We start from the raw sequence: 15,391 nt of genomic DNA, 5'->3' as shown, positions 1-15,391 counted from the left end.
CAGCGTTGCTGTGTCGCCGGGTCGCAAGTTTTTCTGCTTGAAAGTATTGCAGCGCAGCGAAAAAAGCCCGAAATGATGGCTTTACAAGTTTCGATGAAAACGTTTACGTTCCGCCGCAAAGCCGTCGGGGGAACACCCGCCGCCGTGTCCCAGGAGCCGATGTGACCACCAAGAAGGCCACCATCAAGGATGTGGCGCGGGAGGCGAAAGTCTCGATCGCGTCGGTGTCCCGTGTGCTCAATGGCCTGGGCGGGGTCACCACCGAAACCCAGAACGCCGTGCGCAAGGCTGCAGCCCATCTGCACTACGTCCCCGATTCGGCCGCACGCAGCCTGATCACCGGTCGCACCCACACCATTGGTGCGGTGCTGCCGGACTTGTACGGCGAGTTCTTCTCCGAACTGATCCGCGGCATCGATCTGGCGGCGCGCGCCAAGGGCCTGCATCTGCTCGTGTCCAGCTCGCACGACGGCGTTGAAGACGCCGCGGCGGCGGTGCGCACGATGCGTGGTCGCGTGGACGGCATGATCATTCTTTCCGAATTCGTCGACGGCCCGTTCCTTGACCGGAACTTGCCGTCGGACCTGCCGGCCGTGCTGCTGGACAGCCCGGTCGACCATGCGCTCTATCCGTCGATCAACATCGACAACATCGCCGGCGCCCAGGCGATGGTGAAGCACCTGCTCGATGCGGGTCACGAGTCGGTGGCCTTCATCACCGGGCCCGCCGGCAACTACGACGCGCAAGAGCGCGAGAAGGGCTATCGCGCGGCGATGGCCAAGCACGCGCCCAAGGCCAGGCTCAACATCATCGCCGGCGACTTCACCGAGGAATCGGGTTATCGCGCCGGCCAGGAAATACTGGCGCAGGCCGTGCGGCCGCGTGCGGTGTTCGCCGCCAACGATATGACGGCGGTGGGTTGCCTGATGGCATTCAAAGAGGCTGGCGTGAGCGTCCCCGAGGACATCGCGCTGGCCGGTTTCGATGACATTCTCATCGCACGGTACGTGTCGCCTTCGCTCAGTACCGTGAGCGTCAGCATTGCAGATTTGGGCAAGAGCGCGCTGCTCCTGCTCACCGAGCTCATGGAAGGCAAGGGGCGCACCAGCTCCAACAGCCGCACTTTGCGTTGCGACGTCGTCGTGCGCGAGTCGTGCGGAGCTCATCAGACCAACGTAGCAACGAAACAGCCTCCGGCGCTCGTCTGAGCGGCGGCCTTTTGTGGGAGGGGAGACACCTTATGAATATTCAACGCCAAAAAAGTAAACGTTTACTAGCTACCGCCATTGCCCTCGCGATGGCCTCTTCCGTGCCGGCGATCTCGTGGGCGCAAAGCTCTGACGCGACCATTCGCGGCCAGGCTCCCGCCGACGTCGACGTGGTGGCCAAGAACACCGCGACGGGCGCCAGCCGCCGCACGCATTCGGACAAGGACGGCAGCTTCGCGCTGGTCGGTCTGCCGCCGGGCACCTATCAAGTAGATGCCGGTCCGGGCACCGCGCGCACCGTGACCGTGACGGTCGCTTCCACCTTCACCTTGAATCTGACGGCGCAACAGGCCGCGGCGGCGACGCCGGCCGAAGCGAACGCGCAGAACCTCGGCGGCGTGACCGTTTCGGCCACCACGCTGGAAGAAGTGAAGACGTCCGAAGTGGGCCAGCTGGTGTCCCTGCGCCAGATCGAAACCACGCCGGCCGCGTCGCGCAACTTCCTCGAGTTCGCCGACACCGTGCCGGGCATGGTGTTCACGCGCGACGCCAACGGCAACACCAGCCTTCGTTCGGGCGCGCAGGCCAGCTCCAACATCAACGTCTATATCGACGGCGTGGGCCAGAAGAACTACGTGCTGCCCGGCGGCGTCACCGGCCAGAACAACAGCCAGGGCAATCCGTTCCCGCAGCTGGCCGTGGCCGAATACAAGGTCATCACGTCCAACTACAAGGCCGAGTACGACCAGCTGTCCAGCGCCGCGGTGACCGCCGAAACCAAGTCGGGTACCAATGAGTTCCACGGCGACGTGTTCGGCAGCTTCACCAACACCGCCATGCGCGCAGAGACACCGGCTGAGCAGGCGAAGGACAAGAAGGTCGATTCCAAAGAGAAGGATTACGGCTTCGACATCGGCGGCCCGATCCTCAAGGATCAGGCGCATTTCTACCTTGCCTATGAAGGCAAGGAATTCAACAGCCCCATCACCGTGGTACCCACGGGCAACTCCGCCCTGTGGGCAAATCTGCCGGCAAGCGCGCAGGCGGCCATCGGCCCGGCCAACCTGCCGTTCAAGGAGAACAACTGGTTCGGCAAAGTGGATTGGGAGCCGACCGACCGCGACCGAGTCGAAGTGAGCGCCAAGTACCGTGACGAAACCGCCATCAGCGGCATCGGCGGCAACAGCACGGCCAACGCCTCGCTCAATACGCGCAACACCGACAAGCGCTTCGACCTGCGTTGGGATCACAGCACCGACAGCTGGTTCAACCGCCTGCAGGCCACGTACGAAGACGCGCAGTACAACCCCACGCCCATCACCACGGGCTACGGCGCGTCGTACACCGATGCCAGCGACCAGAACTCCACGCTGCTCGTGGACGGCTCCTCGCCGCTGTCGTATCAGAACAAGGGCCAGAAGGGTCCGGCCATCTCCGACGACTTCACTCTCAACGACATCCAGTGGCATGGCGACCACGTGATCAAGATGGGCGTGAAGTTCAAGTCGGTGAAGCTGACCGCGCAGGACGCGGGCGACACCAACGCGCTGTACACCTATGCGGTGGGTCCCAATGGCACCGAGTCCATTCCGTACAAGGTGCAGTTCGGCAATCCGACGCCGGGCCAGAGCCCGGTGGCGACCAGTCGTGACCAGCAGTTCGGCACCTACATCCAGGATGACTGGCAGGTCGACGACCACTGGACGTTCAACCTGGGCGTGCGTTGGGATTACGAGAAGACGCCGTCGTACCTCGACTTCCAGACGCCGGCCGGCGTGGTGTCCGCGCTCAATTCGCAGGACCCGAACGGACCGGCGGGCCAGACCTATGCGCAGTCGCTCGCCCTGGGCGGCGTGAACATCAACGACTACATCAGCAACGGCAACAACCGCAAGGCGAAGAAGAACGAAATCCAGCCGCGCCTGGGCTTCTCCAACGATCTGTTCGGCGACGAAGAGCATGTGATCTTCGGCGGCTGGGGCCGCTCGTACGACCGCAACCTGTACGAATCGCTGCAGGTCGAAGAAACCAAGTCGGTGCTGTCGCAGCCCACGCTGTTCTTCAACACGCCTTCGCAGCCGTGCACGCCAAGCGCCACCTGCCTGGCCTGGAACCCGGCCTTCCTGAGCATTCCTGCCCTGCAAGCACTCGTTGCCAACAGCAACGCGGGCAAGGAAGTTGACATGATCAACAACAACCTCAAGGCGCCGTATTCCGATCAGCTGAGCATCGGCATGCGCAACAAGATCGGCGAGTGGAACACCAGCGTCACCTTCGTGAACATCAAGAGCCACGACGGCATCGTCTACACGCTGGGCAACCGTCGTCCGGACGGCACGTTCTGGGGCGGCGGCAGCCAGCCGTGGAGCTTCGGCATCCCGGGCTACGGCACGCTGATCATCGGCAACAACGGCCTGCAGACCAAGACCAACCAGTTGCTGATCTCTGCCGAAAAGCCCTATACGGTGGATTCGCACTGGAGCGCCACGTTCGCGTACACCTACACGAACGCCGTGCAGAACAACGACAACAACGACCCGACCGACCAGTACGCGTTCGACTACGAGAAGATCGGCAACTATCCGTACTCGGCTGCCCCGGGCGTCGCCAAGCATCGCTTGGTGGCCACCGGCTCGCTCGACGGCCCGTGGGGCTTCGTGTTCGGCAGCAAGCTGACGCTGGCCACCCCGGTACCCGATCTGGGCCTGTCCTGCTACGGCGCACCCGCGCCGGGCTACGACAGCGGCTTCACCAACGGCGGCGGCTGCCTGAACTTCGCGATCCGTCCGCCGGGCGAGGGCAAGTTCCTGGTCGGTGGCAAGGTGTTCGGTTACCGCGACATCGACTTCCAGGCGACCAAGAACTTCAAGATCTACGGCAACCTCAACGCCTATGTACGCATCGACCTGCTCAATGCGTTCAACTGGAACAACTACGTTGGCTTCATCGAGACCATCGGCGACAACGGTGTGCTCAACAAGCGTCAGGTGATCTACAACCCCACGGGCGATATCACGGGTTATCCGCGTACGCTCAAGGTCACCGCAGGTATCAACTTCTAAGTGGCACCCCCCCTGGCCGTCATGAAGACGGCACTTCGAGGCCCGCATATTGCGGGCCTCTCTTTAAAGAGCAGCGGATCATGATCAAGCCTCTCCTTCGCGCCGTCCTGGTCGGCGCTCTCACGCTCGCCATCGGCACTGCCTGGGCGGCGCCTGCGCCGGATGCCGCCGCCGGCCTCAAGTACAACGCGCTTCCCAAGGAACAGCGGGCCGCCATCGACGAGCTGGAACAGCGCACCTTCCAGTGGTTCTGGGACAGCGCCGATCCGAAGACGGGATTGATTCCCGATCATTGGCCGGGCGACTCGTTCGCCAGCATCGCCTCGGTGGGTTTCGGGCTGACTGCCTATGGCGTGGGCGCGGAGCGTGGCTATGTGACGCGCGAGCAAGCGGCGGATCGCACGCTCGCCACGTTGCGCTTCTTCAACGACGCGACGCAGAACGACAGCGAAGACGACGCCACCGGCAATCACGGCTTCTTCTATCACTTCCTCGACATGAAGACCGGCAAGCGCTATGGGCGCGGGGTCGAGCTGTCGAGCGTGGACACGACGCTGCTGCTCGGCGGCGTGCTGTTCGCGCAAACGTATTTCGATCGCCACTCCGCCAAGGAAAAGCAGATACGCGAGCTGGCGGACGCGATCTACAAGCGCGTCGAGTGGACCTGGATGCAGCCCAAGGCGCCGCTGATCAGCATGGGCTGGACACCGGGCGGCAAGTTCATCCCGGCCAACTGGAAGGGCTACGACGAAGGCATGATGGTGTACGTGCTGGCGATGGGTTCGCCCACGCATCCGGTGAGCGACGACGCGTGGCAGGCCTGGGCCAAGAGCTATCCCAAGCAGTGGGGCGAATTCCAGGGCCGCACCTTCCTCAACTTCGCGCCGCTGTTCGGCCATCAGTACAGCCACAGCTGGATCGACTTCCGTGGCATCCAGGATGCCTGGAGTCGAGATCACCACACCGACTACTTCCAGAACAGCCGCGAGGCGACTTACGCGCAGCGCTCCTATGCGATCGCCAATCCCAATCATTGGGAAGACTATGGCGAGAACATTTGGGGCCTCACCGCCTGCAACGGCCCGGGCGATGCGGTAGTGAAGCGCGACGACGGCAGCACGCGCGCGTTCTACGGCTATACGGCACGCGGCGCAGGGCTCGACTACATTTCCGATGACGGCACCATCGCGCCAACCGCCGCCGGCGGCTCCATCGCGTTCGCACCGGAAATCGTGGTGCCCGCGCTGCTGGAAATGAAGAAGCGCTATGGTGACGCGGTGTATGGCAAGTACGGTTTCGTCGATGCCTTCAACCCCAGTTACGATACGGGCGCCAAGCCGAGCGAAGGCCGCGTCGTGCCCAATATGGGCTGGGCGGACGACAAGCAGATCGGCATCGACCAGGGTCCCATCGTGTTGATGATAGAAAACTGGCGCAGCGGTTTCGTCTGGAACGTGATGCGCAAGAACCCGTATATCCGCAAGGGTCTGGAGCGCGCCGGCTTTACCGGCGGCTGGCTGGAGTCCAAGCAGCGATGAGCGATGCCTGAGCTGTCCCGCCGCATCAACGCAGCGACGAACCGGGTGGCGTGCCGCCTGCTGTCCGTCGCTGTGCTGCTGCTGGCGGGCTGCTCGTCGTCGCAGGACGCGCACACGCTGAACTTCTGGACCATCGGCCGCGAAGGCGAGGCGGTGGTGAAATTGCTGCCCGAGTTCGAGCGCGAACATCCGGGCATCCACGTGAAGGTGCAGCAGCTGCCGCTCAGCGCGGCGCATCAGAAGCTGCTCACCGCGTTTGCTGGCGGCTCCACGCCGGATCTCAGCCAGCTCGGCAATACCTGGCTGCCGGAGTTCGTCGCGTTGCGTGCCCTGGCACCGTTGCAGCGACGGGTGGCGGCATCGGCGGTGGTGAAGCCCGACGATTACTTCGACCACATCTGGTCGACCAACCTGATCGACGGCGAGCTCTACGGCGTGCCCTGGTATGTCGACACGCGCCTGCTGTTCTATCGCCGCGATCTGTTGAAGGCCGCCGGTTTCGATGCGCCGCCGCGCAACTGGGCCGAGTGGCGACGCATGCTCGCCGCGCTTAGCCAGCCGGGCCGGGGCACCTATGGCATCCTGCTGCCTACCAACGAATACGAGCAGCTGATGTCGCTGGCGCTGGAACAGCCTGAGTCCATGCTGCGCGACGGCGGACGCTACGGCAATTTCCGCAGCGACGGCTTCAAGCGCGCGCTGGCGTTCTATGTGGATACGTTTCGTCTGAAGCAGGCGCCTGCGATCACCGCGGTGGAAGCGGGCAACCCCTGGGAAGAATTCAGCCGCGGCGTCTACGCGTTCTATTTCTCCGGTCCGTGGAATATCGGCGAGTTCCGCCAGCGCTTGCCGGCCGAACGCGAGAACGAATGGGCTACCGCGCCGTTGCCCGGGCCCGACGGTCCTGGCACCGGTGCAGCTGGTGGCTCCAGCCTGGTGATATTCCGCCGATCGGCGCATCAGGACGAGGCCTGGGCCTTGATTGAGTATCTATCACGGCCCGACGTGCAGCAGCGCTTCTACGATCTGCTCGGCGACATGCCGGCGCGGCGCAGCGCCTGGGACGGCGGCAGCCTGCGTACCGATCCCAAGGTGCAGGCATTCCGCGAACAGCTCGAGCACGTGAAGGCGACGCCGCCCGTGCCGGAATGGGAGCAGATCGCCAACGAGATGCAGCTGGTGGCCGCGCAGGCGGTGGCCGGTGAACTGAGCATCGACCAGGCGGCTGCCGAGATCGACCGGCGTGCCGATCGCATCCTTGAAAAACGACGCTGGATACTCGACCACGCCCGCGTTGCCGGGGCATCGCCATGAACGGTCAGCGCGCCGCCTGGTGGTTTCTCGCGCCGGCATTGCTGGTGCTCGGCGTGTTCTTCCTGCTGCCGGTGGTGGCGGCGTTGGGACTGAGCCTCACCGACTACGATCTTTATGCGTTGGCGGATATCCGTCACCTGCGCTTTGTGGCGCTCAACAATTACTGGGATCTTCTGCACCAGCCGAAATTCTGGTCGGCGCTGGGACATACCTTGTACTTCGTGATCGTCGGCGTGCCGCTGTCGATCATGGTCTCGCTTGGCGCGGCGTTGTTACTCAACTCGCCATTGGTGCGGTACAAGACTTTGTTCCGCACGGCGCTGTTCGCGCCGGTCGTTACCACCGTCGTGGCGGTGGCGGTGGTGTGGCGCTATATCTTCAACACCAAGTACGGCTTGTTGAACTACGCGCTGGGTCTGGCAGGGATACATCCGGTGGACTGGCTGGGCGATCCGCATTGGGCGATGCCGTCGATCATCGTGTTCGCCGTGTGGAAGAACTTCGGCTACAACATGATCATCTTCCTCGCTGGTTTGCAGGCGATCCCGCGGGATCTCTACGAGGCCGCACGCATCGACGGCGCGTCGGCGCTTCAGCAGTTCCGCCATATCACCTTGCCCATGCTCGGGCCCACGCTGCTGATGGTGGGCATCCTCACCGTGTCGGGCTACTTCCAGCTGTTCGCCGAGCCTTACGTGATGACCGAAGGCGGCCCGCTGCAGAGCACCACCAGCGTGCTGTATCTGATGTACAACGAAGGCTTCAAGTGGTGGAACTTCGGCACCGCTTCCGCCGTGGCCTTCCTGCTGTTCGTGATCATGTTCGTCGTTACCGCGCTGATGTTGCGCGTGGGTCGGCGCGGAGAGCCCGCGTGAGTCCGCGCATGGCCAGGGCCATCATCTACGGCTTACTGATCGGCGGCACGCTGGTGGCGGTGTTTCCGCTGTTGTGGATGTTCTCGGTGTCGTTCATGCACCCGGGCGAGGCCAGCAACCTGCCGCCGCCGCTGTGGCCTGCACACGCCAGCTGGCACAACTACGAAGTGCTGTTCCTGCGTGCGGGCGTGGGTCGCTACCTGTTCAACAGCCTGGCGATTTCGGCGGCCATCACTGTGTTGTCGCTCGCCTTCAACGTGATGGCGGGCTACGCCTTTGCCAAACTGCGCTTCGCCGGGCGCGAGCGCCTGTTCCAGGTGCTGCTGGGCATGCTGGTGATCCCGGCCCAGGTGGCGATGCTGCCCTTGTTCCTGATGCTCAAATACATGGGTATGGTGAACAGCTACGGCGCGGTGATCGTGCCGGCGATGGCCACCGCGTTCGGCATATTCCTGGTGCGGCAGTACGCACGCGGCATTCCCGATGAATTATTGGAAGCGGCACGCATCGACGGCGCGGGCGAGTGGCGCATCTTCGGCCAGATCGTACTGCCGCTGCTCAAGCCCATCATGGTGACGCTGGCCATCTTCACCTTTCTCACCGCATGGAACGATTTCATGTGGCCGCTGATCGCGCTGACCGGACAGGAGCACTACACGCTGCCGTTGGGCCTGGCCTCGCTCTCGCGCGAGCACGCGCAGGACAGCGAGCTGATGATGGCCGGCTCGGTGGTGACGGTGATTCCGGTACTCGCCTTGTTCCTTGCGATGCAGCGCTACTACATCGAAGGCCTGTTGCTGGGCAGCGTGAAGGGCTGATGGTCCACTCAGGCGATACGTGCGCCGGCGAGGGGGTCGAACATATGCAGACGATCAAGCGCCAGTTCGAAATGCATCACGCTGCCAACCTCCGGCAGCGCGCCGGGCGCTATGCGCGAAACCAGCGACTGCTCGCCGCGACGCAGGTTGAGGAAGATCTCGTTGCCCACCGGCTCCGTCACTTCCAGCACGGCGCTCAGCGTCGCGCTCGCTTCGCCGGTGGGGCGCAGGTCTTCGGGGCGTACACCGACCACCACCTCGCGATCGATCCACGGCAGCAGCTCGGGCGTCTGCGCGTCGAGCGCTCCCAGTCGCACCAAACCCTGCGGCGTTTCGAGCTGCCAGCCGTCGCCGTGGCGCAGCGGACCGCGCAGCAGGTTCATCGCCGGCGAGCCGAGAAAGCCCGCCACGAACAGGTTCGCGGGCTTTTCGTAGAGCCGCATGGGCGTGTCGATCTGCTGGATCTGTCCGCCGTTGAGCACCACGATGCGCTGCCCCAGCGTCATCGCCTCGACCTGGTCGTGGGTGACATAAATCATGGTGGCGCCGAGCTGGCGATGCAGGCGCGCAATTTCCACGCGCATCGACAGGCGCAGTTTGGCGTCCAGGTTGGACAGCGGTTCGTCCAGCAGAAACACCTTCGGTTCGCGCACCAGGGCACGACCCAGTGCCACGCGCTGGCGCTGGCCGCCGGACAACGCCGCTGGCAGCGACGTCAGTCGATGCTCGATTTCCAGCTGTTTGGCGGCCTGCGTCACGCGCTCGTCGATCTCCGCCTTGGTCTTGCCGCGCAGGCGCAGGCCAAAGGCGAGGTTCTCCGCCACCGTCATGTGCGGGTACAGCGCGTAGTTCTGGAACACCATGGCGATGTCGCGATCTTTCGGCGACACGTCGTTCACCACGCGCCCGCCAATGCTCAGCATGCCGGAGGAAATCGACTCCAGGCCCGCGATCATGCGCAGCAGCGTGGTCTTGCCGCAGCCCGATGGGCCCACCAGTACGAGCAGCTCGCCATCGGCGATATCGAAGCTTGCTTCGGCCACACCGATATGGCCGTTGGAGTAGATCTTGCTGACGCGATCCAGATTCACCGTTGCCATCGACGCCTGACGCTCCTTCTTTCCGGCGGCTGCATGGCTCACCGTATACGAATGTGGATGCAACCGGTGCACATCTCGGCCGCGCTCCGCTATTCTCAGTATGTAATCGTTTACATCAAGCCGCACTGCGGCATAGGGGATTTTTTCCAATGACCCAGAGTTATCGCTTTCCCCCAGGCTTCCATTGGGGCGCCGCGACCTCGGCCTATCAGATCGAAGGCTCACCCCTGGCCGACGGCGCGGGTCCGAGCATCTGGGAACGTTTCGCGCATACGCCCGGCATGATGGCCAATGGCGACACCGGCGACATCGCCTGCGATCACTACAACCGCTACAAGGACGACGTGCAGCTGATGCGCGCGCTCGGCCTGCAGGGTTACCGTTTCAGCATCGCCTGGGCGCGCGTGTTGCCGGAAGGCACCGGTCGCATCAACCAGAAGGGTTTGGACTTCTATTCGCGGCTGGTCGACGAGTTGCTAGAGAACGGCATCGAGCCCAATGCCACGTTGTTCCACTGGGATTTGCCCGCGGCGCTGGATGATCGCGGCGGCTGGCTCAATCGCGATATCGCCCACTGGTTCGCCGAATACGCCAGCGTGATGTACAAGGCGCTGGACGGCCGCGTGAAGCGCTGGACCACGCTCAACGAGCCCTGGGTCGTCACCGATGGCGGTTACCTGCATGGCGCGCTGGCGCCGGGACATCGCAGCAAGTACGAGGCGCCGATTGCCGCGCACAACCTGATGCGCGCCAGCGGCGCCGGTATCCAGGCGTACCGTGCGGAAGGCAAGCACGAGATCGGCGTGGTGTTCAATATCGAGCCGAAATATCCCGCCTCGAACAGCCCCGAAGATATCGCTGCCACGCGCCGTGCGCATGCCTACATGAACGAGCAGTTCGCCGATCCAGCTTTGCTCGGCAGCTATCCGCCGGAACTGAAGGAAATCTTTGGGCCCGCATGGCCGGATTTCCCCGAGGACGATTTCAAACTCACCAGGCAGAAGGTCGATTTTGTCGGCCTCAACTACTACACGCGCGCGGTCGTGAAAAACGATCCCAACGCCTATCCGCTGAAAGCCGTGCCGGTGAAACAGCCCAACACCACGTACACGGAAACGGGTTGGGAAGTGTACGAGCAGGGCTTCACGGACATGTTCACGTGGTTCAAGGATCGCTACGGCGATATCCCCATCTACGTCACCGAGAACGGCTCGGCCTTCTACGACGCGCCGGTTGCCGAGGGCGACATCGTGCAAGACCCGCTGCGCAGCAGCTATCTGCGCAAACACCTCAAGGCGATGCACCATGCCATCCAGCAAGGTGTGAACGTCAAGGGTTACTACGCGTGGTCGTTGCTGGATAACCTGGAATGGTCGCTGGGCTTTGCCAAGCGCTTTGGTCTTTACCATGTGGATTTCGCGACGCAGAAGCGCACGCCCAAGGCTACGGCGAAGCTTTATGCGAGCGTGATCGAGACCCATGGGGCGGTGCTCGATACCTGACAGCAGGATCGCCACGCCGCTCTTTCTGTGGGAGCGCACCCTGTGCGCGACAGCCTGACGGAGCGGTGGCGATGTGGCGCCGCGGTCGCCCACGATTGGGCTCCTACAACAGGCAGCTTGCGCAGATCATGTGTAGGAGCGCACTTGTGCGCGACCACCTGACGGAGCGGGGACGGCGTGACTCCGCAGTCGCGCACAGGGTGCGCTCCCACAGGTATAGGCATAGCCCTTATTTAGCCTGCCGCGGCCCGAGCGCTTTCCACCCGCCGATCCAGCCACGCCTTCAACGCATCGTCGCTGGCCTCCATCGCTTCCGCATATGCCGGGCGTTGCAGCATCGCCGCCAATGCCGGTGGCACTTCGAGCTGGCGACCAATCAACGGCTCGACGACACTGTCGAACTTGGCCGGATGCGCCGTCGCCACCCCCGCCCACGGCAGGCCCGTCGAGCCCATGCCATCGAGCACATGCATCGCCGTGGCGGTATGCGGACAGAACACCTCGCCGTGCTCGCGCGCGTGCCGCACGATGGTGTCGCGGATGGCGTTGTCATCGACGCTGCTCGCATGCAGCTGCAGGCGCAATTCGTGGTCGTGCGGATAGGTCCAGCGCAGTCGCTCGAAATTGCTGGGGGCGCCCACGTCCATCGCGTTGGCCAGCGTGGCGATGGCCGGCCGGGGCGAGTAGGGCGAGCCGTCGAAGTAATCGCTGAGCGTGGCGTTGGCGTTGCAGGCGAGATGGATTTCGCCCACGGGTAGGCCCATGTCGCGTACCCATACGCAGGCCAGGGCGTTGCCGAGGTTGCCGGTGGGCACGATGAAGTTGAGCGGGGCACGGTGCCGGTGCCACCAGCTCAAGGAGGCCTGGGCGTAGTAACTCATCTGCGGCAGCAGGCGGCCGAGGCTGATGCTGTTGGCCGAGGACATCGGCACGCGCTGCTGCAGCGAGCCGTCGTTGAGCGCGGCTTTCACCATGCGCTGGCAATCATCGAACGTGCCGTCCACGCGCAGCGCCTGCACGTTGTCGCCGAAACAGCCGAGCTGGTGCGCCTGACGTGGCGATACGCGGCCATCCGGATAGAGGATCACCACGCGCACGCCGGGTTGGCGATGGAAGGCGGCGGCCACGGCGGCGCCAGTGTCGCCTGATGTTGCCACCAGGATGGTCAGCGGCGACTGCGCGTCACCTCGCAGACGTCGAAAGCAGGCGGCCAGAAAGCGCGCGCCGACATCTTTGAACGCGGCGCTCGGGCCGTGGAAGAGCTCCAGCACCGAGGCGTCGTCGCGATAAGCCAGCGGTCGCAGCGGTGTGTCGAAGTCGAGTGCTTCCCGGCAGATCGCCGGAAGCTCGTCGGCGAGCGAGGAGCCGCGAAAGAACGGATCGAGCAGCGTGGCCGCGGTCTGGGCCAGCGACTGGCTGGCGTCGAAATCGCTCGCATCCCGTTGCGGCAAGGCCTCCGGCACATACAGCCCGCCATCGGGGGCCAGGCCGGCGGCGATGACTTCCTCGATGCGTGCAGCATGTTTCGCGCTGCGCGTACTGCGGTAATGCAACGGCTCGCTCATGCCGCCTTGTCCTCGTCGACCAGCGTTGCGGCCGGTCCATTGATGGGTGACACCAGCACGTCGCTGGCGAGGCCTTCGTCGGCAAATGCCGCCGACATGGCCAGCGCTGCTCGCTCGGCGTCGTCGCGTCGCTCATACCAGCCAAATACGCTGGGACCGGCGCCGGAAATACTTGCGCCCAGCGCGCGGTGATCCAGGGCAGCCTGTTTCACGCGCGCGAACCCTGGGACCAGCGGCGCGCGCCTTGGTTCCACCAAAACATCCTTGAGTCCCTCGCGCACCAGCTCCGCGTCGCCGCGATGGAGACCGGTGAGCACCAGGGCGAGGTTGGCTTGTTGCGCCACCACGTCGTGCAGCGAGAAACCATCGGCAAGCACCGCGCGCGCCTTGCGCGTTTCCAGCACGGCGTGCGGATGGACCAGCGCGCAATACCAGCTCTCGGGCACGGGCAGGCGCAGCAGGCGATCGCGCGTGGCCAGCACCAGGCCGCCGAGCAGCATCGGTCCCAGGTTGTCGCCGTGGCGGCTGCCGCTGGCCACGGCTTCGCCGTCGAGTGCGAAGCCATACAGCGCTTCGCGCGGCAGCGGGCGTTCGAGCAAGGCGTTGGCGGCCACCAGCGCGGCCACGCACGAGGCGGCCGAGCCACCCATGCCCGAACCGAGCGCGATGCCTTTGTGCAGCTCTACTTCAAAACCATGGCGCAGGCCGAGCGCGCGGCGCAGCGACAGCAGCGCCGCGCCCGCCGTATTGCTGCCCGCCTCGAGCGGCAGATCGGTCACGCGCCCATGGATGGCGGCGATACGCACGGTGGGCTCGTCGATGCGACGCACGATGGCGCGGTCGCCGGCGCCGGCCACGCTATGACCAAGGATGTCGAAGCCGACCGCGACGTTGCCGACGCTGGCATAGGCCATGGCTTGTGCGCTGAGTGCGCGCTGGGGAGTGGGCATGGGATCGATCAGTTGTGCATTCATCACCGCGCCTCCAGCGTTTCGGCAATACGCAGGAGATCGGCGAATACGCCTGCCGCCGTCACTTCCGGCCCGGCGCCAGGACCCTGCACCAGCATCGGGTTGTCGCGATAGCGGTGCGTGGTGAACTGTACGATGTTGTCGGTGAGCCGCGTATGGGCGAACGGATGCGAGGCGGGCAACAGCGCCAGCCGCACGCTGGCGTGGCCCTTGGCGTCGAGGCTGGCGACATGCCGCAGCACGCAGCCTTGCGCCTGGGCATGGGCCACCTGGCGCGCCATCGGCGCGTCGAGCAGATGCAGCTGGTCCATCACCTCATCGGCCGCCACCTCGGCCAGCTCCGGCGGCACCAGGCTCTGCACATCCACATCTTCCAGCGAGAGCGACCAACCCGCCTCGCGCGCAAGAATCACCAGTTTGCGCGCCACGTCCAGCCCGGAAAGATCGTCGCGCGGATCGGGCTCGGTGTAGCCCAGGGTATGGGCCTCGCGCACCAGCTCCGAGAACGGGCGGCTGCCGTCATAGCGATGGCATAGCCACGCGAGCGTGCCGGAGAACATGCCTTCCACCGCGAGCAATTCGTCGCCAGTGTCGAGCAGGTCGCGCAGCGTCTGCACCACCGGCAGGCCGGCGCACACCGTGGCTTCGTAGCGGAAGCGCGCACCGCTGAAGGAGGCAGCGCGGATCGCCTGCAGGCGCGCCAGCGGGCCGCTGCTGGCCAGCTTGTTTGGCGTCACCACATGCAAGCCGGCGGCGAGCCACTCGGCGTAGTGCGATGCCACCGCTTCGCTGGCGCTGCAGTCGATCACCAGCGCGTGGCGGCCATCGGTGCCGCGCAGATGCGCGGCAAATTCGTCGAGATTGCTGGGACGCCAGGTTTGCGCGCTGCCATGGCGGCCGTTGAGCTCGGGATCGTCCGCGTCCAGCCACATGCGGCGGCTGGCGGCCACAGCGCACAAACGCAGCTCCAGTCCGGTGCGCGCGAGCCGCGGTTGGGCGGTTCGCAGCTGCTCGAGCAAGGCGCTGCCGACGCGGCCGGGACCGACCAGGCCCACGGCGAGGACGCGCTGGCGCGCGGTGGTCGTCGGCAGCGCCATGGCATGTGGCGGTAACGACGGTTGTTCGAGCGAGGGTGATGCGACAGCGTTCACGATGGCCTCTCCATGTGGATGGCCCGTGCTCGCTTAAGGGGAGTCGGAGTGCGCGCCGGCCCGCCTCATCGAGGGCGGGGCCGTTTGCGTCAGAAACTTATTCGCGCACGCAGCTCCACCCCGACCTGGTGGTAATAGTGGTCGTGGTGGTGGACGTGGTGGCGGGGGTCATGGCGCCGGCGGACAGCGACGCGTACCCGGTGCGGACCGGGTGCTGGAACATGCGTGCTGGCGCAATAGACGGCGACATGACCTGACCTTAGGCCCGATGCTGCAGTGCAGTCAAC

General features: G+C 64.7%; 11 protein-coding genes. 7 read left to right on the top strand and 4 right to left on the bottom strand.

Going from position 1 to position 15,391, the window contains the following annotated elements; translation table 11 throughout:
- Window positions 1-161: 161 nt before the first annotated feature.
- From AC1DMY_RS18040 to AC1DMY_RS18015, 6 genes are all read left to right on the top strand, one after another.
- Window positions 162-1,208 carry a LacI family DNA-binding transcriptional regulator gene (locus tag AC1DMY_RS18040; protein WP_477166246.1) on the top strand — a complete coding sequence of 349 codons (1,047 nt, stop codon included), beginning with the start codon at window positions 162-164 and terminating at the stop codon, window positions 1,206-1,208.
- Between the two features lie 32 nt (window positions 1,209-1,240).
- Window positions 1,241-4,270 carry a TonB-dependent receptor gene (locus AC1DMY_RS18035; RefSeq protein ID WP_477166245.1) on the top strand — a complete coding sequence of 1,010 codons (3,030 nt, stop codon included), beginning with the start codon at window positions 1,241-1,243 and terminating at the stop codon, window positions 4,268-4,270.
- Between the two features lie 80 nt (window positions 4,271-4,350).
- On the top strand, window positions 4,351-5,808 hold the full coding sequence (locus tag AC1DMY_RS18030; protein ID WP_477166244.1) for a glucoamylase family protein: 1,458 nt from the start codon (window positions 4,351-4,353) through the stop codon (window positions 5,806-5,808).
- A gap of 3 nt (window positions 5,809-5,811) precedes the next feature.
- A complete protein-coding gene (locus tag AC1DMY_RS18025) occupies window positions 5,812-7,122 on the top strand; it encodes a sugar ABC transporter substrate-binding protein (RefSeq protein ID WP_477166243.1) in 1,311 nt (436 codons plus the stop codon).
- A complete protein-coding gene (locus AC1DMY_RS18020) occupies window positions 7,119-7,997 on the top strand; it encodes a carbohydrate ABC transporter permease (protein ID WP_477166242.1) in 879 nt (292 codons plus the stop codon). The genes AC1DMY_RS18025 and AC1DMY_RS18020 overlap by 4 nt, the downstream gene beginning before the upstream one ends.
- 8 nt (window positions 7,998-8,005) lie before the next feature.
- Entirely contained in the window at window positions 8,006-8,815 is an 810-nt protein-coding gene (locus AC1DMY_RS18015) for a carbohydrate ABC transporter permease (RefSeq protein WP_477166301.1), read from the top strand.
- 8 nt (window positions 8,816-8,823) lie between these two features.
- Here the strand turns inward: AC1DMY_RS18015 and AC1DMY_RS18010 are convergent, their stop codons facing one another.
- On the bottom strand, window positions 8,824-9,915 hold the full coding sequence (locus tag AC1DMY_RS18010; RefSeq protein ID WP_477166241.1) for an ABC transporter ATP-binding protein: 1,092 nt from the start codon (window positions 9,913-9,915) through the stop codon (window positions 8,824-8,826).
- Between the two features lie 149 nt (window positions 9,916-10,064).
- On the opposite strand from AC1DMY_RS18010, the gene AC1DMY_RS18005 reads away from it, so the two are divergent.
- Complete coding sequence (locus AC1DMY_RS18005; protein ID WP_477166240.1) at window positions 10,065-11,417, top strand: GH1 family beta-glucosidase; 1,353 nt, start codon at window positions 10,065-10,067, stop codon at window positions 11,415-11,417.
- 233 nt (window positions 11,418-11,650) lie between these two features.
- Here AC1DMY_RS18005 and thrC read toward each other — a convergent pair whose 3' ends face one another.
- From thrC to AC1DMY_RS17990, 3 genes are read right to left on the bottom strand one after another with little or no spacing between them, the layout of a single operon-like run.
- Entirely contained in the window at window positions 11,651-12,982 is a 1,332-nt protein-coding gene (gene thrC / locus AC1DMY_RS18000; RefSeq protein WP_477166239.1) for a threonine synthase, read from the bottom strand.
- Entirely contained in the window at window positions 12,979-13,956 is a 978-nt protein-coding gene (locus tag AC1DMY_RS17995; RefSeq protein ID WP_477166238.1) for a homoserine kinase, read from the bottom strand. The genes thrC and AC1DMY_RS17995 overlap by 4 nt, the downstream gene beginning before the upstream one ends.
- The gene (locus tag AC1DMY_RS17990) at window positions 13,956-15,050 is read right to left on the bottom strand and encodes a homoserine dehydrogenase family protein (protein WP_477166300.1); all 1,095 of its coding nucleotides are present in this window, start codon (window positions 15,048-15,050) and stop codon (window positions 13,956-13,958) included. The genes AC1DMY_RS17995 and AC1DMY_RS17990 overlap by 1 nt, the downstream gene beginning before the upstream one ends.
- Window positions 15,051-15,391 lie beyond the last annotated feature (341 nt).

The organism is Dyella sp. 01L423 (genome assembly GCF_056399945.1).
Note: the sequence above shows the minus strand (reverse complement) of the source record. Positions and strands in the feature narration are given on the sequence as shown.